Source organism: Paraburkholderia sp. JHI2823 (genome assembly GCF_038900695.1).
Classification (GTDB): domain Bacteria; phylum Pseudomonadota; class Gammaproteobacteria; order Burkholderiales; family Burkholderiaceae; genus Paraburkholderia; species Paraburkholderia mimosarum.
Window position 1 is genome coordinate 43,636 of sequence record NZ_JAYMRY010000008.1, and the last position, 20,680, is coordinate 64,315.

The window sequence follows — 20,680 nt, forward strand, 5'->3', positions numbered from 1 at the left end:
TGGTATCCACGAATTATAACGGTTTCGGGTTTTAGGCCGTTCACACCCGAATAATGTTCCGTCCCGGTCAGCCCCTCCCCGAAAAGAAAAGCGGCGTGTTTCACGTGAAACACGCCGCCCATTTCTACAGCCATAGACGAAGTCAGACCGGTTTCTTCGCGAGGCCGAGATAGGTTTCGATCACGCGCGGGTTATGTGCCAACGCGTCCGCCGAGCCCTCAAGCGCGAGGTCGCCGGTCTCGAGCACGTATCCGTAGTCGGAGATCTGCAGCGCGGCGCGCGCGTTCTGCTCGATGAGGAGCGTGGCAACCCCCGTCTGCCGCAGCGCACTGATGATGTGGAAGATTTCCTTCACGATCAGCGGTGCGAGACCGAGGCTCGGTTCGTCCAGCATCAACAGATCGGGCTTGCCCATCAATGCGCGGCCGACAGCGAGCATCTGGCGTTCACCGCCCGAGAGCGTGCCAGCCGCCTGCGCGCGGCGTTCCTTCAAGCGCGGAAACAGCGCGAACACCGGATCGAGCTGATCGAGAAAATTACGCTCACCGGCGCGTTTGCGGCGGTAGGCGCCGAGCACGAGGTTGTCCTCCACCGTCATCGAGGCGAAGAGTTCGCGCTTTTCCGGCACCAGACACATGCCGCGGGCCACGCGCCGCTCGATGGGCAGCGCGCCGATCTCTTCGCCCATATAAGCGATGCGGCCGCTCGCGTACCCGGTCTGGGGCAGCGCACCCATGATGGCGTTGAGGAGCGTGGACTTGCCCGCGCCGTTCGGGCCGATCACCGAGACAATCTGCCCCGCGCCTACCTTGATCGCCGCTTTGTGGAGCGCCTCGATCTTGCCGTAGCGAACCGCGAGTCCGGATACTTCCAGTACGGGAGCCGTCATCATTCCACCCCGCCCAGATACGCTTCCAGCACCGCCGGGTCCTTCTGCACCGCTTCCGGCAACCCTTCGGCGATGCGCGTGCCGAATTCCATCACCACCAGCCGATCGGTGAGATTCATCACGAAATCCATGTCGTGTTCGACCAGCAGCACACTCATCCCCTCTTCCCGTAGTTTGCGCAGCAATGCCGCCAACTGTTGCTTTTCCTGGTAACGCAGGCCGGCCGCAGGCTCGTCGAGCAGCAGCAACGTCGGATCGCAGCAAAGCGCGCGTGCAATTTCGAGGATCCGTTGCTGGCCGAGCGCGAGGCTGCCCGCTTCGTCATACATATGCTGCTCGAGCCCAACGCGGCGAATCTGGGCTGCCGCCTCTTTCATCAGCCGCCCTTCCTCTGCCGCGTTGAGCTTCGCGACGCTGCGCAGCACGCCCGCATGGCCCCGCAGATGCGCGCCGATGGCCACGTTCTCGAGCACGGTCATCGTCGGCAACAACTTGACGTGCTGGAACGTGCGGCCAATCCCGCGCGCGACGATTTCACGTGAAGTGAGCCGGTCGATGCGCTCGCCGCGGAACGTGATCTCGCCGCTGGTCGGCTGAAGCACGCCGGTGACGAGGTTGAAAGTCGTCGACTTGCCCGCGCCGTTGGGCCCGATCAGGCCGATGATCTGGCCGGCCTTCACCTCGAAGCTCACGTCGTTCACGGCCACGAGGCCGCCGAACTGCTTGCGCGCCTTGTTCACCGTGAGGAGCATTTCGCCCGCGGCCGGCTTGCTGCGCTGCGGCAAAACCTCGGCGTGCTCGGGCACATGCGCCCGCGGGCCGCGCGGGAAGAAGCGTGCCACGAACGGCCAGACGCCGCGCCGCGCGTATTGCAGCAGCAGCACCATGAGGACGCCGAACACGATGATCTCGAAGTTGCCGTTCTCGCCGAGCAGCTTCGGCAGCAGCGTCTGCAGCCAGTCCTGCAGCACGGTGAGGATGGCTGCGCCCAGCACCGCACCCCAGACGTGCGCCACGCCGCCCACCACGGCCATGAACAGGTACTCGATGCCGTGATTCAGACCGAACGGCGTCGGGTTCACCGCACGCTGCAAATGCGCGTACAGGAAGCCCGAAACGGCCGCGAGGACGGCTGCATAGACGAAGATCACCACGCGCATCCAGCCGGTGTTCACGCCCATTGCCTCGGCCATCATGCCGCCGCCGCGCAGCGCGCGAATCGCCCGGCCCATGCGACTATTAAGCAGATTCTGAACGGACACCACCGAGGCGAGGACCACGACCCAGATCAGGTAATAGATGTGGCGGCCCGACACCAGATCGATACCCAGCACGTTCAGCACGGGAATGCCGTTGATGCCGTCGTACTTGCCGAGCATGTCGAGGTTGCCGAACAGGAAGAACAGCGCGAGGCCCCAGGCGATCGTGCCGAGTGGCAGGAAGTGGCCCGACAGACGCATCGTGACGAGCCCGAGGACGAGCGCCACGAGCCCCGTGATCACGACGCCGACGATCAGTGCAAGCCATGGCGAGACGCCGTACTGCGTCGTCAGATACGCGGTCGCATAGGCGCCGAGCCCGACGAACGCGGCCTGCCCGAAGCTCGTCATCCCGCCGATGCCGGTGAGCAGCACGAGGCCGATCGCGACGATCGAATAGAGGCCGATGTAATTGAGCAGCGTGATCCAGTACTCGGGGACGCGCAGCGGGTGCGGCAGCACCGGCAGCGCGAACATCACCACGAGGAACAGCCAGAAGAAGCGGTTGTGCATGACGAATCGTTTCATCGCATCACTCCTCTTCCTCTTCGGCGTGCGGCGTCGAGAGCGAACGCCAGAGCAGCACGGGGATGATCAGCGTGAACACGATCACTTCCTTGTAAGAGCTCGCCCAGAACGACGAGTACGACTCCAGCAGTCCCACGAACACGGAACCTGCCGCAGCCAGCGGATAGCTCACCAGGCCGCCGATAATGGCGCCTACGAAGCCCTTGAGGCCAATCAGGAAGCCCGAGTCGTAGTAGATGGTGGTGAGCGGCGAAACGAGAATGCCGCACAGCGCGCCGAGGCCCGCGGCCAGCGTGAACGCGAGGCGCCCGGCCTGCGTGGTGCCGATGCCGACGAGCCGCGCGCCAAGCCGGTTCACCGAGGTCGCGCGCAGCGCCTTGCCCGAAATCGTGCGATCGAAATAGAGATACAGCGCGACGATCAGCACGGCGGCCGTGCCGATCACCCAGAGGCTCTGGCCCGAGATCGACAGGCTGCCGATGTTGAGCGCGGCGTCGGAGAACGCGTTGGTGCGCGAGCCTTCCGCACCGAACATCACAAGCCCGAGGCCCACCATCGCGAAATGCACGGCCACGGAGACGATCAGCAGCAGCAGCGTGGTCGCCTCGGCGATGGGCTCATACGCGAGGCGATAGATGAACGGCCCCATCGGCACTACGATCGCGAGCGTGAGCGCAATCTGTATGAGCAGCGGCAACGGCTGGCTCGCTACACCGCGCGTGATCGCGTAGAGCGCGATGGGAAAGAGCAGATACGTGCCCGCGAGCGTGACGAGCGTGCGCGCCGCGTGGCGGCGCCGCTCGGCGTGGCGCACGAGTGCGACCGTCTCGACCACGAAGCACCCCGCGCCGAGCGCGACGAGCAGCCAGCAGGTGGCCGGAAACTTCTGCGCTTGCAGCGCGGCGAGCGTGAGCGCGCCATAAGAAACGAATTCGCCCTGCGGAATGAAGATCACCCGCGTGACGGAGAACACCAGCACCAGGGCGAGCGCAAGCAGCGCATAGATCGCACCGGTAGTGATGCCGTCCTGCGCGAGGATCGTGGCGATCGATAAATCCATACTCCCCTCTTCCTGAAACCTTATGGAGCCCGCAAAGAATCCGGAAAAACAGCGCGGAAAAACAGCGACGTCGAAATACGGCAATGCGGGAAGAACCGGCGAACGCCAGCCTGGGCTTCGCGTGTGAGAAGCCGGTGCGCCGCGCTGAAGCCGCACACCGGACATGATTTTCAGTGGCCAGAATGACGCTGCGGTACGTGCGTGTATTTCACGGGAAAGCGCGCCGCGCTCTCCCGTGCCTCGCGCGTCACTCGCTCTGCAGCTTCCACTTGTTGTTGACGATCTCGACGATCACGCGCCCGCGCTGGTCGAGGCCCGCATGATCCGTCGCGCTCATGTTGAAGATGCCATGCGCGCCGGCCACGTCCTGCGAGTTTTCGAGCGCGGCGCGCAGCGCCACACGGAACGCCTCGGTGCCGGGCTGGCCCGCCTTCAGCGCGACCGGAATCGCGTGCTGGAGCAACTGGGCGGCATCCCATGCATGACCGCCGAAGGTCGCCACCGTGCCAACGCCGTAGGCCTTCTCATAGGCTGCCTTGTAGGCCAACGCCGACTTCTTCACGGGGTTCGAATCGGGCAGCTGGTCGGCCACGAGGATCGGCCCGGCGGGCAGCAGTTCGCCTTCGCAGTCCTTGCCGCAAACGCGCAGGAAGTCGTTGTTCGCGACGCCGTGGGTCTGATAGATCTTGCCCTTGTAGCCGCGCTCCTTGAGCGTTGTCGCCGGCAACGCGGCGGGCGTGCCCGACCCGGCGATCAGGATGGCATCGGGGTTCGCCGACATGAGCTTGAGCACCTGGCCCGTCACCGAAGAATCGGTGCGGTTATAGCGCTCGCTCGCCGCGATCTTGAGGTTGTGCTTCGCGGCCGCGTTGCCGAACTCCTTGTACCAGCTGTCGCCATACGCGTCGGTGAAGCCGATGAAGCCCACCGTCTTCACGCCCTGCTTCTCCATGTAGCCCGCGAGCGCATCGGCCATCAGGCTGTCGTTCTGCGGCGTCTTGAAGGCCCATTGACGCTTGGCGTCCATTGGACTGACGATCGCGGCCGAGGCGGCGAGCGAGATCATCGGCGTCTTGCCCTGCATGACGACGTCGAGCATCGCGAGCGAGTTCGGCGTGACCGAGGAGCCGATGATGGCGTCCACGTGGTCTTCGTCGATCAGCTTGTGCGTGTTCTGCACGGCCTTGCTCGTGTCCGAGGCGTCGTCGAGCACGATGTACTGCACGCTCTTGCCCGCGATCTCCTTGGGCAGCAGCGCGATGGTGTTCTTCTCGGGAATGCCGAGCGACGCCGCCGGCCCCGTTGCCGAGAGCGTCACGCCGATTTTCACCTGGGCGGCGGCAAGACCTGCCGTACCCATCAGTGCCGCTGCGAGTCCGGCACTCATCGACCTCAAAACCCACTTCTTCGTTTTCATTGCGCGTCTCCAAACGCCTTCTGCGTGTTGTCTCTGTTGATCCTGCACCGCTTACCGCGAAATCACTACGATCTACGTAAATTCGGTGCCGGCCCTTGAGTGTAGTAATCGGGACCGCGCCTGTAATGCATGGTTTTCCCTGCCTGCGGCGCTGCACAAGCCGCCAGACGCTCTCCGCTTTATCGACTCCTTGCTGCCCCTGCCTTGCTTGCTGCCTTGCCGCCTGCCCCGCGAAGCCATTGCGAGCGCAACAAAAAAGGCACTGCAATGCGTGCCTTTCTGGTGTTCCGTGTGGCGTTCAACCGACGACCACTCGCCGGCGAGCCGCCTGCCGCCGACGATTTCCAGCATCGCCTTCGGCAACAGCGCGACCGTGTTCCTCTGCGGAATGCCGAGCGAATGCGGCCGGCCCGGTGGCCAAAACCCCGGTCGCGACGCCCGCCGCCCCGATCCAACGCCGAACCAATTGCATCTGCACTCCTTCGATACTCGTTTTTTGCAAAGCATTGTGTGGCGCATGGCCGCCGATTACGCCCCGGGTAAATCCGGGTGAATCGATAAGCGTTGCGGGAGATCAATGCGAAATCGCTGACCGCGCGGTCGGTGATTGGCGAGTGTAGCGGTCTGCGCATTCAGATGGCAAGTGCTTTCTATCTGCTTACAACACAAGGAAGCAGGCGCTCGTTTTGCGTAACGCGCAAACGCTTGTGCAGCGGGCAAACGATGCCTCGCGGCTCGACTATGCGTAATTCGGGAGGCGAAATGCCGGCTTATGAGAGAGTGAAAAGCGCGTGTCGAGCGGCACGCGACGGCGGGGGAAAGACAACCGAATCGACGTCGAAAGCACGCGCAGAAATGTAAAAAGCGCTGTTGGATTCTCATCCAACAGCGCTTCTTTGTCCGGGCACTTGGTGCCTCAGTTGTCTCCTCGTTCTCCACCTGCAAATTCGGTGCATCAGAACTAGGTGCAACTTTAAACTTCGACCCCTTGACCGGCAACTAGCATTTACCCTAGTGGTGCAGTGCGGCACCGAAATGGGGCGGATTGCCACGAGTTTGTCGCACGGCGGGGCGCTCCGGTATGCCGCAACGCCGCACGCTTATGCGAATCGCCGGCATTTTATCGCAGTGCGAACCGGCACTGCGAACCGTCTGCCACGAGGCGGCGCGGCGCCGTAGCGTCACGCCCGCAACGGGCGCACGCGCGCCACGATCTCGCCGACGATGCCGCGCCGGAACGCCAGCACGCAGGCGATAAAGATAATGCCCGTGACGATCGTCGTGGACTCACCGAGCGAGCGGAACCACTCCACGCCTGTGCCTCGCGCGAGCGCCGTGCCGATGTCGCCCAGCCGGTCCTCCAGCGCGACGATCAACGCCGCGCCGAGCAGCGGCCCGAACAGCGTTCCCATGCCGCCCACGAGCGTCATGAGGATCACGAGGCCGGACATGGTCCAGTACGCGTCGCCGAGCGTTTCGAAGCCGAGCACCAGCACCTTGAGCGCGCCGGCAAGGCCCGCGAGCCCCGCCGAAAGCACGAAGGCGAGCAGCTTGAAGCGATCGGTGTCATAGCCGAGCGAAACCGCCCGCGGCTCGTTCTCCTTGATCGCAATGAGCACCTGCCCGAACGGCGAATGCACGATGCGCACGATCAGCATGAACGCGAGCACCATCACCACGAGCACGACGTAGTAGAGCGCGAGATCCGAATTGAGCCCGAGCAAGCCGAAGAGCTTGCCGCGCGGCACGCCCTGGAGGCCGTCTTCACCATGCGTGAACGGCGCCTGGAGAAACACGAAGTAGACCATCTGCGCGAGCGCGAGCGTGACCATCGAGAAGTAGATGCCCTGCCGACGGATCGCGAAGAGCCCCACGACGAGCCCGAGAACCGTAGCCACCGCCGTGCCCGCGATCACGCCCAGCTCGGGCGTGAACCCGAGCGACTGGATCGCAAACCCCGCCGTATAGCCCGCGCTCGCAAGGAACATCGCGTGGCCAAACGAGAGCAGGCCCGTATAGCCGATCAGCAGATTGAAGGCGGCGGCAAACAGCGCGAAGCACAGCACCTTCATGACGAAGAGCGGATAGGCGCCAATGAACGGCGCGGCGATCAGCCCGATCAGCAACAAACCATAAAGCGCTTTTCTTTGCATCATCGTTCCTTGCCGAAGAGGCCAGCGGGGCGAATCAGCAGCACGATCGCCATGATCACGAACACCACCGTTGCGGAGGCCTCGGGCCAGAAGACGCGCGTGAAGCCCTCGATCACGCCAAGCAGCAGGCCCGTGAGGATCGAGCCCATGATCGAGCCCATGCCGCCGATCACGACCACGGCGAACACGGTGATGATCATCGGCTGGCCCATGAGCGGCGACACCTGGATCACGGGCGCCGCGAGCACGCCCGCGAACGCCGCGAGCGCGACGCCGAGGCCGTACGTGAGCGTGATCATGAGCGGCACGTTGATGCCGAACGCCTCGACGAGCTTCGGGTTCTCCGTGCCCGCGCGCAAATAGGCGCCAAGACGTGTCTTTTCGATCACGAACCATGTGGTGAAACACACGGCGAGCGATGCCACCACCACCCACGCGCGATAGTTGGGCAGATACATGAAGCCGAGGTTGGTCGCGCCCGCGAGCAGGTCGGGCACGTCATAGGGCAGCCCCGACGACCCGTAGATCGAACGGAACACGCCCTCCACCACGAGCGTGAGACCGAAAGTGAGCAGGAGTCCATACAGATGATCGAGCCGGTAGAGCCAGCGCAGCATGGAGCGCTCGATCACGACGCCGAATACGCCCACCACCAACGGGGCGACGACGAGCATCGCCCAGTACGGAAGACCGAAGTACGCGAGCCCCATCCAGGTCAGCATTGCGCCCAGCATGAACAACGCGCCGTGGGCGAAGTTGATCACGTTGAGCATGCCGAAGATCACCGCGAGGCCAAGACTCAGGATCGCGTAGAACGAGCCGTTCACGAGCCCTAGAAGCAACTGGCTCAGCATTGCCGGAAGCGGAATGCCAAAAATCGTCATGAAAGCCGCCCATTGACGCATTAACGCATTAACGGAATACGCATTCATGCCGCGCCCCGCGCGCGAACCCGGCGCGAGACGCGGCATGCGACTGCCGCAGTTACGCGAGCGCGCTTACTTCCACAGCGCGCACTTCGATTCCTGCTTGGTCGTGTACGCCTGCTCGCCCGGGATCGTCTGCACCACCTTGTAGTAGTCCCACGGCTTCTTCGATTCCGACGGCTTCTTCACCTCGACCAGATACATGTCGTGGATCAGCACGCCGTCCTGGCGGATATAGCCGCCCTTCGTATAGAAGTCGTTGATCTTCGTCTTCTTCAGCTGCTCCATGACCTTGTCGGCGTCCGTCGTGCCGGCGGCCTGCACGGCCTTCAGGTAGTTGGTCGCCGCCGAATAGTCGGCCGCCTGCAGTTCCGAAGGCATCTTCTTCGTCTGGTCGAAATAGCGCTGCGCCCACTTGCGGGTGTCGTCGTTCTGATCCCAGTACCAGCCCGTCGTCAGCACGAGGCCCTGGGTCGTGTCGAGCCCGAGGCTGTGGATGTCGGGCAGGAACATCAGCAGTGCCGCCGTCTTCATCGTCTTGTTGATGCCGAATTCCTTCGCGGCCTTGATCGCGTTGACCGTATCGCCGCCCGCGTTCGCGAGGCCGAGGATCTGCGCCTTCGACGACTGCGCCTGCAGCAGGAACGACGAGAAGTCCGACGCCGAAAGCGGATGGCGCACTTCGCCGAGCACCTGGCCGCCGTTCGCCTTCACGACGTCCGCCGTGTTCTTCTCGAGCGACTTGCCGAACGCGTAGTCGGCGGTGAGGAAGAACCACGTCTTGCCGCCCTGCTTGAGCACCGCGAGACCCGTGCCCTTCGCGAGCGCCACCGTGTCGTAGCCATAGTGAACCGTGTACGGCGTGCACTGCTCATTCGTGAGCGCATCCGTGCCCGCGCCCATGTTGAAGTACACGCGCTTCTTCTCTTCTGCGACCTTGTTCATCGCCAGCGCGGTCGCCGAGTTCGTGCCGCCGAGCAGCAAGGTGAGCCCGTCACGGTCGAACCATTCGCGCGCCTTCGAGGCGGCGATGTCCGCCTTGTTCTGGTGGTCCGCGTACACGACCTGGATCGGCTTGCCGAGCACCTTGCCGCCGAAGTCCGCAACCGCCATCTTGATCGCCGTGAGGCCGCCCGGACCGTCGTCGTCGGCATAGAGGCCCGACATGTCGGTGATGAAGCCGATCTTCACCGCGTCGTCGGCGGCCTGCGCTGCCCCCGCGCTGAACGCCATCGCAGCTGCCGAGGCGGCAAACAGGCCCGCGAGCCGCGCGAACGTGGTTTTCTTCATTGCAGTCTCCTTCTTTGGTTGCGTAGTTATCGCGTAGTTATTCAGGAACACTCCATGAACTGCTCAGGCAAGGCAATCCGCGTCGCGCCCGCCTTACCGCGTGGGTCGCGCGCAATGTGTACGTCGGATTAAACGCCCAGCAGATCGTGCAGCACCGGCATCTTCGCTTCGAGCTCGGCAGTGCCGAAATGCTCGACGATGCGCCCGTGCTCCATCACATAGAAGCGGTCGGCAAGCGGCGCCGCGAAGCGGAAGTTCTGCTCGACCATCACGACGGTGTAGCCGCGCGCCTTCAGTGTGAGGATCATGCGCGCGAGCGCCTGAACGATCACGGGCGCGAGGCCTTCGGAAATCTCGTCGAGCAGCAGCAGGTTGGCGCCGGTGCGCAGGATGCGTGCCACGGCCAGCATCTGCTGCTCGCCGCCCGAGAGGCGCGTGCCCTGGCTGTGTCGCCGCTCGGCTAGATTGGGGAACATCGCGTAAATCTCGTCGAGCGACATGCCTTCGGCGAGCTTCGCACCCTTTGCGCCGATGTGCGGCGGCAGCAGCAGGTTCTCTTCGCACGAGAGACTCGCGAAAATACCGCGCTCTTCGGGACAATAGCCCACGCCGCAATGCGCGATGCGATAGGTGGGCATCTGGATGGTCTCGCGCCCGCCGATGCGGATCGACCCTGTGCGCCGTCCGGTGAGTCCCATGATGGCGCGCAGTGTCGTCGTGCGCCCCGCGCCGTTGCGTCCGAGCAGCGTGACGACCTCGCCGCGTCCGACGGTGAGGTCCACGCCGTGCAGGATGTGCGACTCGCCGTACCACGCCTGCAGCCCGGCGATTTCCAGCGCGTTCTCGCCCCCGGCCGCACCCGCGGCGGCGGCCGTCTCGCGTTCGGTGACCGTGTTCATGCGTGCGCCCCCGTCAGCGCCGCGTCCGCGCTGCCCATATAGGCCTCGGCGACGAGCGGGTTCTTCGAGACTTCCGCGTAAGTGCCTTCTGCGAGCACCTCGCCGCGCTGGAGCACGGTGATGGTGTCGGAGATGCCGGCAATCACGTTCATGTTGTGCTCGACCATGAGGATGGTGCGGCCGGCCGAGACCTTCTTGATGAGCGCCGTCACGCGGTCCACGTCTTCGTGGCCCATGCCCTGGGTCGGTTCGTCGAGCAGCATCAGTTCGGGTTCCATCGCAAGCGTCGTGGCGATCTCCAGCGCGCGCTTGCGGCCGTAGGCGAGTTCGACGGTCGGCACATCGGCGAAATCGGTGAGCCCCACCTGCGTGAGCAGGTCCATGGCGCGGTCGTTCAGTTCGGCGAGCGTGCGCTCGCTCTTCCAGAAGTGGTACGCGGTGCCGAGCGAGCGCTGCAGCCCCACGCGCACGTTCTGCAGCGCCGTGAGGTGCGGAAACACGGCCGAGATCTGGAACGAGCGGATGATGCCGCGCCGCGCGATCTGCGCGGGCCGCTCATGCGTGATGTCGATGCCGTTGAAGACGATGCGCCCCGCGCTCGGCACGAGGAACTTGGTGAGCAGATTGAAGCACGTGGTCTTGCCTGCGCCGTTCGGTCCGATCAGCGCATGGATCGAGCCGCGGCACACGCGCAGGTTCACGCCGTTCACGGCCGTGAAGCCCTTGAACTGTTTCGTGAGGCCGCGCGTCTCCAGAATCGTGTCGCCGAGAATCATGTCCCCTTCCGAGCGTGATAGGGCGTAACACTGCAGACCGTCCGTGCGTGACAGTGCACGGTGCGGTCCGGCGCGGAGTTTGCGGCGCGCCTCCCGATGCGCGCAACGCGCGCCTGTCCACTTTCGAGATATTGTCTCGCCAATGATGCAGCGCAATCATTGGGATTTGCACTTAAGGGAGCGCCACAACGAAAAGCGCACTACACAAACGCACGTTCGCAGCAAATTCTCGAAAGAAACGGACAAGATAGCTGCAAAATCGGCACACGGCGATGAATGACAGGCGTGCAGAAATACGCACCGAGGGTTCCTCTCGTGCGTCCCACATAGTCGCCAAAACGACGTGCCTCTAGCTGCTTCGCGCCTTTCCCCAACGCTCTCAGGCGGTCGTCATCGTCACCATCGCGGCGGCCTCCCTGCCTGCCCGCAGCCCCTCGCGGCGATCGGCGCGCACCATCTCGGCGGCGCGTTCCGCGATCATCAGCGTCGGCGAATTCGTGTTGCCCGAGGTGATGGTCGGCATGACCGAAGCATCGACCACTCGCAGGCCCGCCACGCCGCGCACGCGCAGGCGCGCGTCGACCACGGCATCGGGGTCGTCGGCGCGGCCCATCCGGCAAGTGCCCACCGGGTGAAAGATGGTCGTGCCCACGTTGCCGGCCGCCTCGCGCAGTTCCTCCTCGGTTTGAAAAGCGAGGCCCGGCAGGATCTCGTGCGGCTCATAACGCGCGAGCGCCGCCGAAGCGGCAATGCGCCGTGTGAGCCGCAATGCATTGGCGGCGACGCGCAGGTCGTGATCGGTCGAGAGATAATTCGGCGCGATCGCCGGTGCCTGCGACGGGTCCGCAGAAACGGCATGGATGCTGCCGCGCGAAGTCGGCCTCAGATTGCATACCGAGGCCGTGAACGCGTTGAAACGATGCAGCGGCTCGCCGAAGCGGTCGAGCGACAGCGGCTGCACGTGATACTGGAGGTCGGGCCGCGTGAGTGCCGGATCGCCGGGGTCCGATTTCGCGAATGCGCCGAGCTGCGAGGGCGCCATCGACATCGGTCCGCTCTGCAAAAACGCGTACTGCATGCCGATCATCAGCTTGCCCCACCAATGCGCGGAAGCTGTGTTGAGCGTGCGCACGCCGTTCACGCGGAACGCCATGCGCAATTGCAGATGGTCCTGGAGGTTTTCGCCCACGCCGCGCAGATCCTGCACGACGTCGATGCCGAGCCGGGCGAGGCGATCCGCATCGCCGATACCGGAAAGCTCCAGCAATTGCGGCGAATTCACGGCGCCCGCGCTCAGGACGACCTCGCAGCGCGCCCGGGCGACGTAATCGACATCGCCGCGATACTCCACGCCCACGCAGCGCTTGCCTTCGAAAATCACGCGCTGTGTGAGCGCGCCGGTCACGACGGTGAGATTGGGCCGCTTCATCGCCGCGCGCAGAAATGCCTTCGACGCGTTCCAGCGCACACCGCGCTTCTGGTTCACCTCGAAATAGCCCACGCCGCTGTTGTCGCCGCGGTTGAAGTCGTCGGTGGCGGGAATGCCCTGCTCCTGCGCCGCCCTCGCGAACGATTCGAGAATCTGCCACTTCAGGCGCTGCTTCTCGACGCGCCATTCGCCGCCCGCGCCGTGAAACTCGCTCGCGCCGCCGTGGTGATCCTCGCTGCGCCGGAACACGGGCAGCACGCTGTCCCACGACCACGCGGAATCGCCGGTCTCGCGCGCCCAGCTGTCGTAATCCTCGCGCTGGCCGCGCATGTAGATCATGCCGTTGATCGACGACGACCCACCCAGCACGCGCCCACGCGGATACGCGAGCGAGCGGCCATTGAGGCCCTTTTCGGCGGCGGTCTTGTAGAGCCAGTCGGTACGCGGATTGCCGATGCAGTACAGGTAGCCGACGGGGATGTGGATCCAGTGATAGTCGTCCTTGCCGCCCGCCTCGATGAGCAGCACGGAAACGTCTGCGTCTTCGGTCAAGCGGTTGGCGAGCACGCAGCCTGCGGTGCCGGCGCCGACGATCACATAGTCGAATTCCCCTTCGAGGCGACGCGAGGACGCGCCCCGTGCCCCCGGGGCTTCGCTCGTTGCGGGCATGATGTGTCTCCTGCTGTTTCCGTTCTTTTGGCGCTTTATTGAACTGCCACTGCTGCGCGGGGCGGCCCCATCTGTTTCGTTATGCTTGATAAGCCGCCCGGCTCCGCCTCGCCTACTTCGCCACCGGCATCGTGAACTCGGCGCCCTTTGCGATGCTGTCGGGCCAGCGTTGCATGATGCTCTTGTAGCGCGTGTAGAAGCGCACGCCTTCCTCGCCGTACGCATGGTGATCGCCGAACAGCGAGCGCTTCCAGCCGCCGAACGAGTGCCACGCCATCGGCACCGGAATCGGCACGTTGATGCCGACCATGCCCACCTTGATCTGGCGCGAGAACGCGCGCGCGACGCCGCCGTCCGACGTGTAGCACGACACGCCGTTGGCGAATTCATGAGCGTTGATCAACTCGACGGCGCTCGCGAAGTCCGGCACACGCACGACCGCAAGCACCGGCCCGAAGATCTCTTCCTTGTAGATCGTCATGTCGGTCTTCACGTCGTCGAACAGCGTGCCGCCGAGGAAGAAGCCGTCCTCATGGCCATCGACCTTGTGCCCGCGCCCGTCCACGACGAGCTTCGCGCCCGCGGCCACGCCCGCCTCGATATAGCCCTGCACTTTCGCGCGATGCGCGCCCGTGACGAGCGGGCCCATTTCCGAGGCGCCATCCATGCCGCTGCCGATCTGCAGCGCCTTCACGCGCGGCGCGAGGCGCTCGACCAGTTCGTCGGCGATATGGCCCACGGCCACCGCCACCGAAATCGCCATGCAGCGCTCGCCCGCCGAGCCGTAGGCCGCGCCGATCAGCGCGTCCACGGCCTGGTCGAGATCGGCGTCCGGCATCACCACGAGGTGATTCTTCGCGCCGCCCAGCGCCTGCACGCGCTTGCCGTGCCTCGTGCCTTCCGTATAGATGTACTCGGCAATCGGCGTCGAGCCGACGAACGACAGCGCGCTGACATCGGGATGCGCGAGCAGCGCATCCACGGCCACCTTGTCGCCGTGCACGACGTTGAACACGCCGTCGGGCAGCCCCGCCTCCCTGAGCAGTTCCGCGAGCCGCAACGAGGCCGAAGGATCGCGCTCCGAAGGCTTGAGCACGAAGGTGTTGCCGCACGCGAGCGCGATCGGGAACATCCAGCACGGCACCATCATCGGGAAGTTGAACGGCGTGATGCCGGCCACGACGCCAAGCGGCTGGCGCAGATTCCAGTTGTCGATGCCGCCACCGATCTGGTCGGTGAAATCGGTCTTCAACAGATTGGGAATGCCGCACGCGAACTCGACCACCTCGATGCCGCGCATGACCTCGCCCTTCGCGTCGGAGAACACCTTGCCGTGCTCGCGCGTGAGGATTTCGGCCAGTTCGTCGTGATGCTGGTCGAGCAGGTCCTTGAACTTGAAGAGAATGCGCGCGCGCTTGATGGGCGCCGTCTCCGCCCACTCGGGAAACGCGGCCTGCGCGGCGGCGACGGCGGCATCGACCTCGGCCACGCTGGCGAGCGGCACGCGGGCGCTCAGCTTGCCGTAGGCCGGATTGAAGACATCGCCATAACGGTCGCTCGTGCCGGACAGCGGCTTGCCGTTGACGAAATGCGTGAGCGTGCGCACGCCCGCTTCGCTTTGATGTGTCTCGCCCATGTCTGCCTCTCTTGTCGTGCAGTCTCGATCTGGCTAGCGTAATCGGGAGGCCGGGGCGCGATCCAATGATTAATGCTCAACTGCGATATAAGGCGGTTTAATATCAGTGGATGGACCTGACCTTGCTACGAGCGTTCGTCACGGTCGCGCGCGAGGGCAACCTTACGCGCGCGGCCACGCATCTGCATCTCACGCAGCCGGCCGTGAGTCTGCAGATCAAGCATTTACAGGAGACGCTTGGCGTCTCGCTCTTCACGCGCACGTCGCACGGCCTTGCGCTCACGCGCGACGGGCAGGCGCTGCTGCCCCACGCCGAACGCGCGCTCGCCGCGGCCGGCGACGTGCAGCGCGCCGCTGCTGCACTGCGGCACGAGGTGCGCGGGCGTCTGCGCATCGGCACGATTCTCGATCCGGCGTTCCTGCGCCTCGGCGGCTTTCTGCGGCAGCTCGTCGAAACCTGGCCGCAGATCGAAACCGCGCTGCGCCACGGCATGTCGGGCTGGGTGCTCGACCAGGTGCGTTCGCGCGAGCTCGACGTGGGCTATTACATCGGCCAGCCCGCGCCAGACCCCGAGAGCTTTCACGCCATCACGCTCACGCGCTTTCAGTACCGCGTGCTCGCGCCCGCCGGCTGGAAAGACCGCGTAAAGGATGCGCGGGACTGGCGCGCGCTCGCCGCGCTGCCGTGGATCTGGACGCCGCCCGCCTCGGCGCACAACCGGCTGCTCACCACACTATTCGAGGCCGCGCACGCAAAGCCCGTCAAGGTCGCGGAAGTGGACCAGGAACCTTCGATGCTCGATCTCGTGAAGTCGGGCGTGGGCCTCACGCTCGCGCGCGATTCCACCGCGCTCGCCGAGGCGCACGCGCACGGACTCACCATCGTCGAAGGCGTGACGGTGCCCACCGAGCTCACCTTCATCACGCTCGCCGCGCGCCGCGACGAGCCAACGATCGCGGCGGCGCTCAAGGTGATCGAAACGCAATGGGCGATATGAGCCGCGCTCATGAACACGCGGGCTGCGCCCGCCGCCTTGCGCGCGCCAGCGAAGTGCGCGCGTAACAGCGCTGTCACTCAAGTTTTGATAGATTGGGCATTCGCTCCGCGTTTCGGCGCGCTCGCCGCCGTGCTGCGCGGTGCGTCCCCTGCCTCTCCCATCGCCCCCTTGTTCCCCTCGTTCGACAGGAGTCTTGCATGGCCCGCAACATCGAAATCAAAGCCCGCGCCCGTCAATTCGACGCCTTGCGCGAGCGTGCCGCCCAGCTCGCCTCCGACGCACCGCTGATCTTTCGCCAGCAGGACTTCTTTTACGACGTGCCGCGCGGCCGCCTGAAGCTGCGCCAGTTCGACGACGGCACGCCGCCCGAGCTGATCTTCTATCAGCGCGACGACCGCGACGGCCCGAAGGCCTCGTACTACACGCGCAGTCCCGTCACCAATGCCGAGGCCATGCATTCGCTGCTCGCCACGGCGCTCACCACGCGCGGCATCGTCTCGAAGGAGCGTCACGTGTATCTGGCGGGGCGCACGCGCATTCACCTCGACCGCGTGGACGGCCTGGGCGACTTCGTCGAACTGGAAGTGGTGCTCGGCCCCGAGGACGACGAACAAGGCGGCGAGGCCGAAGCGCACGCGGTGTTCGCGAAGCTCGGTGTGGACGAAAGCGATCTCGTCGCGGTGGCGTACGTGGATCTGCTCAATACGGCCAACGCGGCCTGACATCTCGTCTGCGGGCGCTTGCGGGCCCGTCTCGGCCCGATTCGCCCCGCTCCTCACGCCGCGGATGTGCCCGGCTCCAGGTGGCCAAGCGGCAGCGGCCCATTGCGCTTGAACGTCGTGAGCACGATGTTCGAGCGCACGCTGTCCACGCCGGGCACGCGCATCAGCTTCTTCATGACGAAGGTCGAGAGCGCGTTGAGGTCAGGCGCGACGATGCGCAGCAGGTAATCGGCGTCGCCCACCACGGCATGGCATTCGAGCACTTCCGGCAGCACGTCGATCTGCTGCTGGAACTGCTCGATGATCGAATCCCCATGATGCTTGAGCTTGAGGCTCGTGAACGCGGTCACGCCGAGCCCGAGCTTTTCGGGCCGCAGCACCACGCGATAGCCGTCTATCACGCCCGATGCCTCGAGGCGTTGCAGCCGTCTGCCGATCTGCGAAGGCGACAGCGGCACCTGCTCGCCAAGCTGCTGATGTGTGGCGCGGCCAAAGCGTTGCAACACGTCCAGAAGCGCCAGATCGAAGTGGTCGAGTTCGAGCATGAACGAAATCCGCACGGATGAGTTGATTTTCGCTCGATTTTCGCATAAAACGCGCACATCTCGCAGCTGAAGCCGTATCCCGCGAGATATCTGCGCCGCGCTTGCTGATACGCCAAACGGCGGAAAAGCGCCGCTCGCACGCGTGTCCCATCCGTGAAAAAATGGCCAATGGGCTAACGGCGCATGCCCGGCCCCCAGTTCAAGACAGGTGCAACGATGATCAACCGACTCACATCCGAAGAACGCGCATCGCAACTCGCCGACCTGCGTGGCTGGCAGGCCGTCGCCGGTCGCGATGCGATCCAGCGCCAGTTCCGCTTCGCGGACTTCAACGAGGCGTTCGGCTTCATGACGCGCGTGGCGATCAAGGCGCAGGAAATGAACCACCATCCCGAGTGGTTCAACGTGTACAACCGCGTCGAGATCACGCTTTCCACTCACGAGGCCGACGGCCTCACCTCGCGCGACGTCGCGCTCGCCCGTTTCATCGATTCGATCGCGCCGGGTCCGCTCAACGCATAGGCAGCGGCGGTACCAGGCGTGAGTACGCCGTGTGCAGGGGCACGAGAAAGACCCCGCGCACGGCGCGCGCATGAAAGGCTAATGCAGGGTGCGGGAACTTCAAGCCGTCAGCTTTGAAGGCTATTCTTGATGGATACGTAAGACTCCCAGGCAGCGCGGGCAATCGGTTCCAAACGTTCCAGTGATATGACGTTCTGACGCTGTACAATCAGCAGCGCATACGGCTTCGAGAGCGCACTTGCCTCCTGGCACAACGCGAGTTCATCGCCGCTCGAAGGCGAGCGGTTGCGCCAGAAGTTGATTGCGGCTTCGAGTTCGGTGATCGAAATATCGGACATGTGGATCGTGATCGTACAACCGTCGCACTGGGCGCCGCCTGGTCGCTGTGCCGGCTGTACCTCGAGGCCAGCGTGCGACGCTGCGCGAACTGCGTGCCTGAACGCTAAAACCTATTGTACTTGAGCGAAATCCATGCGACTCCTTCTGATCGAAGACGACCGCCCCATCGCACGCGGTATTCAGTCCAGCCTCGAACAAGCCGGCTTCACCGTCGACATGGTCCACGACGGCATCTTCGCCGAACAAGCCCTTGCGCAAAATCGCCATGAGCTCGTGATTCTCGATCTCGGGCTCCCCGGCATCGACGGCATGACGCTGCTATCGCGCTTTCGTCAGAGCAACCGGCACACGCCCGTCATCGTGCTCACGGCGCGCGACGAATTGAACGACCGTGTCCAAGGCCTGAACTCGGGCGCCGACGACTATATGCTCAAGCCGTTCGAGCCGGCCGAACTCGAGGCGCGCATTCGCGCCGTGATGCGCCGCAGCGGCCCGCACGGCGACGTGCCGCGTCCGGAAGTGTCGCTCGGCGGCGTGCGCCTGTCGGGCGTCGATCGCCGGATCTTCAACGACGACAAGCCGCTCGAACTCTCGCCGCGCGAGTTTGCGGTGCTCGAAATGCTGCTGCTGCGTCATGGCCGCGTGGTGAGCAAGGCGCAACTGCAGGATCACCTCACGCACTTCGGCGGCGACCTCGGCGACACTGCGATCGAAGTCTACGTGCACCGCGTGCGCAAGAAGCTCGAGAACTGCCGCGTCGAGATCGTCACGGTACGCGGCTTCGGTTATCTGCTCCAGGAAATCCGCCAGGCGGCCTGATCCGCCTCGTTCGGCCTCATTCGGCCTCGTTCCTGAAGCCAGCGCCAGAAACGGCGGCGGAGCCCTCCGCCGCCGTTTTCGCATCATCGGCCCCCATTGCGCTCGATGCCTTGCGCCGCCGCTCCCGCGGCCCGCGTACAATGGATCGATCCCGTGCGGCGCGCGCCGCCGCACCTACGATTGAACATTCGCCCCGAAGCCATCATGTCCTCCACTGCCGCGACGAGTCTGCGGCGTACGCTGCTGCGGCGCCTCGCCGCCCCGCTTTCGCTGCTCGCGCTCATGAGCGGGCTCATCGCTTATTGGCTCGCGTGGCAATACACGCAGCACGTAGTCGACCGCTCGCTCGCCGATCTCGCCACGGCGATTTCGCGGCAAATCCAGATCGCCGGCGCCGATGCGCCGCAAACCGTCCCGCCACTCGCGCAGGCGATGTTCTCCGACCCCGAAGAAGATCTCGTCTATCGCATCAGCAACGGCGAGACCGAGATCGCCGGTGACCGCGACTTGCCGCTCCGGGGCACCAACGTGCGCCGCATGCACTATGCGTACGTATTCGAAACGGTCTATCGGGGCGTGGCCGTCCGTGTCGCGCAAGTCCGCGTGGCGCAGTTGAATGGGAACCCGATCGTGGTCGAAGTCGGCCAGCCCGTGAATCATCGTTTTCGCATCGCGGCCGAATTTCTCGTGGCGATCATGATGCCGCTGCTGCTCCTGCTGCTCGCTGGCTGGATCATCGTGTGGCGCGTGGTCAACCAGCAGCTCAATCCGCTCACGGCGCTCGCCGACTCGCTCAACAGGCAGACGCACACCTCGCTCGAGCCTGTGGACGAGACCTACGTACCCATCGAAATCCGTCCGCTCACGGGTGCGCTCAATGCGCTGCTCGGCCGCCTGAAGACCGCGCTCGAAGCGCAGCGCAAATTCATCGCCGACGCCGCTCACCAGCTGCGCACGCCGCTCACGGCGGTGAAACTGCACGCAGAGCAGGCCGCGAATGCGCGCGAGCCGCAAAAGATCAACGACGCCGTGCGCGAATTGCGTGCGGCCGCCGATCGCGCGGTGCGTCTGTCGAATCAGCTGCTTTCGCTCGCGCGCGCCGAGCCGGGCGAACAGGCCGCGCGTTTCACCGATATCGACATGGCCGCGCTCGCGTTCGAGACGGGCGCCGAATGGGTGCCGCGCGCGCTCGCGAGCCACGTGGATCTTGGCTTCCAGCGCCTCGACGCCCCTGAGAACGACACGCCGCTGATGGTGCGCGGCAACCCCGTGCTGCTCCATGAAGTCATCGCGAACCTGCTCGACAACGCGCTCAAGTATCTGCCGCCTGCGCGACTGGAGGGCGGACGCATCACCGTGACCGTTACTCAAGTTTCCGCCGACGGCATACCGATGGCGGAGATCATCGTGGAGGACAATGGCGGCGGTGTGCCGGCTTCACAGCAGGCCGATCTCTTCAAGCGATTCTTCCGCGGCGACGGACAAAGCGAAAGCGGTGTGGACAGCGGCGCAGGGCTGGGCCTTGCGATCGTGCACGACATCATGGCGCTGCATCGGGGCAGCGTGCATTACGAAGACGCGCCGGAAGGCGGCGCGCGCTTCATCGTGCGCGTGCCGCTCGCGAAGCAGCCCGGGTATGGCGGCAAGGACGTCAAAGACAGGACCGAGGCCAGGGAAGCCGCAGCCGAAGCAGCACCCCTTCATCTGGCTGGATCGGAACCGCCGCACAGTGACAAGAAGCCGACGCACCAGGCGAGCATCGATCTCTGAATCGGCAAGCGCGTGAAAACGACAAGGGCCGCTC

The 20,680-nt window shown here is 64.7% G+C and carries 19 protein-coding genes; 6 read left to right on the forward strand and 13 right to left on the reverse strand.

Annotated features, from left to right (window positions below):
* Positions 1–142: 142 nt before the first annotated feature.
* The 4 genes from VSR34_RS11515 to VSR34_RS11530 all read right to left on the reverse strand — a co-directional run bounded on the left by VSR34_RS11515 (position 143) and on the right by VSR34_RS11530 (position 5,153).
* A complete protein-coding gene (locus tag VSR34_RS11515; protein ID WP_342962529.1) occupies positions 143–892 on the reverse strand; it encodes an ABC transporter ATP-binding protein in 750 nt (249 codons plus the stop codon).
* On the reverse strand, positions 889–2,676 hold the full coding sequence (locus VSR34_RS11520) for a branched-chain amino acid ABC transporter ATP-binding protein/permease (RefSeq protein ID WP_342962530.1): 1,788 nt from the start codon (positions 2,674–2,676) through the stop codon (positions 889–891). Before VSR34_RS11520 ends, VSR34_RS11515 begins: the two co-directional genes overlap by 4 nt.
* A gap of 4 nt (positions 2,677–2,680) precedes the next feature.
* Positions 2,681–3,736: a branched-chain amino acid ABC transporter permease gene (locus VSR34_RS11525; protein ID WP_342962531.1), complete on the reverse strand. Its 1,056-nt coding sequence runs from the start codon at positions 3,734–3,736 to the stop codon at positions 2,681–2,683.
* Positions 3,737–3,983: 247 nt separating this feature from the next.
* A complete protein-coding gene (locus VSR34_RS11530; RefSeq protein WP_028213239.1) occupies positions 3,984–5,153 on the reverse strand; it encodes an ABC transporter substrate-binding protein in 1,170 nt (389 codons plus the stop codon).
* Between the two features lie 289 nt (positions 5,154–5,442).
* Here VSR34_RS11530 and VSR34_RS11535 point away from each other — a divergent pair, with 289 nt between their 5' ends.
* Entirely contained in the window at positions 5,443–5,706 is a 264-nt protein-coding gene (locus VSR34_RS11535) for a hypothetical protein (protein ID WP_028213240.1), read from the forward strand.
* Between the two features lie 628 nt (positions 5,707–6,334).
* Here the strand turns inward: VSR34_RS11535 and VSR34_RS11540 are convergent.
* The 7 genes from VSR34_RS11540 to VSR34_RS11570 form a co-directional block, all read right to left on the reverse strand.
* Entirely contained in the window at positions 6,335–7,306 is a 972-nt protein-coding gene (locus tag VSR34_RS11540) for a branched-chain amino acid ABC transporter permease (RefSeq protein ID WP_028213241.1), read from the reverse strand.
* Positions 7,306–8,190, reverse strand: a complete 885-nt coding sequence (locus VSR34_RS11545) for a branched-chain amino acid ABC transporter permease (protein ID WP_028213242.1) — start codon at positions 8,188–8,190, stop codon at positions 7,306–7,308. The genes VSR34_RS11540 and VSR34_RS11545 overlap by 1 nt, the downstream gene beginning before the upstream one ends.
* Positions 8,191–8,304: 114 nt before the next feature.
* Entirely contained in the window at positions 8,305–9,522 is a 1,218-nt protein-coding gene (locus tag VSR34_RS11550) for an ABC transporter substrate-binding protein (protein ID WP_028213243.1), read from the reverse strand.
* A 128-nt stretch (positions 9,523–9,650) separates the two neighbouring features.
* Positions 9,651–10,421, reverse strand: a complete 771-nt coding sequence (locus tag VSR34_RS11555) for an ABC transporter ATP-binding protein (protein WP_028213244.1) — start codon at positions 10,419–10,421, stop codon at positions 9,651–9,653.
* A complete protein-coding gene (locus tag VSR34_RS11560; protein ID WP_028213245.1) occupies positions 10,418–11,197 on the reverse strand; it encodes an ABC transporter ATP-binding protein in 780 nt (259 codons plus the stop codon). The genes VSR34_RS11555 and VSR34_RS11560 overlap by 4 nt, the downstream gene beginning before the upstream one ends.
* A gap of 379 nt (positions 11,198–11,576) precedes the next feature.
* The gene (locus tag VSR34_RS11565) at positions 11,577–13,295 is read right to left on the reverse strand and encodes a GMC family oxidoreductase N-terminal domain-containing protein (protein ID WP_342962532.1); all 1,719 of its coding nucleotides are present in this window, start codon (positions 13,293–13,295) and stop codon (positions 11,577–11,579) included.
* A 112-nt stretch (positions 13,296–13,407) separates the two neighbouring features.
* Entirely contained in the window at positions 13,408–14,931 is a 1,524-nt protein-coding gene (locus VSR34_RS11570; RefSeq protein ID WP_342962533.1) for a CoA-acylating methylmalonate-semialdehyde dehydrogenase, read from the reverse strand.
* Between the two features lie 110 nt (positions 14,932–15,041).
* On the opposite strand from VSR34_RS11570, the gene VSR34_RS11575 reads away from it, so the two are divergent.
* The gene (locus VSR34_RS11575) at positions 15,042–15,929 is read left to right on the forward strand and encodes a LysR family transcriptional regulator (protein ID WP_028213248.1); all 888 of its coding nucleotides are present in this window, start codon (positions 15,042–15,044) and stop codon (positions 15,927–15,929) included.
* A 197-nt stretch (positions 15,930–16,126) separates the two neighbouring features.
* Positions 16,127–16,651, forward strand: a complete 525-nt coding sequence (locus VSR34_RS11580) for a class IV adenylate cyclase (RefSeq protein WP_028213249.1) — start codon at positions 16,127–16,129, stop codon at positions 16,649–16,651.
* A gap of 53 nt (positions 16,652–16,704) precedes the next feature.
* Here VSR34_RS11580 and VSR34_RS11585 read toward each other — a convergent pair whose 3' ends face one another.
* The gene (locus VSR34_RS11585; protein WP_342962534.1) at positions 16,705–17,196 is read right to left on the reverse strand and encodes an Lrp/AsnC family transcriptional regulator; all 492 of its coding nucleotides are present in this window, start codon (positions 17,194–17,196) and stop codon (positions 16,705–16,707) included.
* A gap of 183 nt (positions 17,197–17,379) precedes the next feature.
* Here VSR34_RS11585 and VSR34_RS11590 point away from each other — a divergent pair, with 183 nt between their 5' ends.
* Positions 17,380–17,718: a 4a-hydroxytetrahydrobiopterin dehydratase gene (locus VSR34_RS11590; protein WP_255217792.1), complete on the forward strand. Its 339-nt coding sequence runs from the start codon at positions 17,380–17,382 to the stop codon at positions 17,716–17,718.
* Positions 17,719–17,825: 107 nt separating this feature from the next.
* On the opposite strand, the gene VSR34_RS11595 is transcribed toward VSR34_RS11590, so the two are convergent.
* Entirely contained in the window at positions 17,826–18,056 is a 231-nt protein-coding gene (locus VSR34_RS11595; RefSeq protein WP_028213252.1) for a DUF3717 domain-containing protein, read from the reverse strand.
* A 133-nt stretch (positions 18,057–18,189) separates the two neighbouring features.
* Here VSR34_RS11595 and VSR34_RS11600 point away from each other — a divergent pair, with 133 nt between their 5' ends.
* Both VSR34_RS11600 and VSR34_RS11605 read left to right on the forward strand, forming a co-directional pair.
* Complete coding sequence (locus tag VSR34_RS11600) at positions 18,190–18,876, forward strand: response regulator transcription factor (RefSeq protein WP_027793094.1); 687 nt, start codon at positions 18,190–18,192, stop codon at positions 18,874–18,876.
* Positions 18,877–19,080: 204 nt separating this feature from the next.
* Positions 19,081–20,646 (forward strand): sensor histidine kinase N-terminal domain-containing protein, encoded by a 1,566-nt coding sequence (locus tag VSR34_RS11605; protein ID WP_342962535.1) that lies wholly within the window; start codon positions 19,081–19,083, stop codon positions 20,644–20,646.
* Positions 20,647–20,680: the final 34 nt, after the last annotated feature.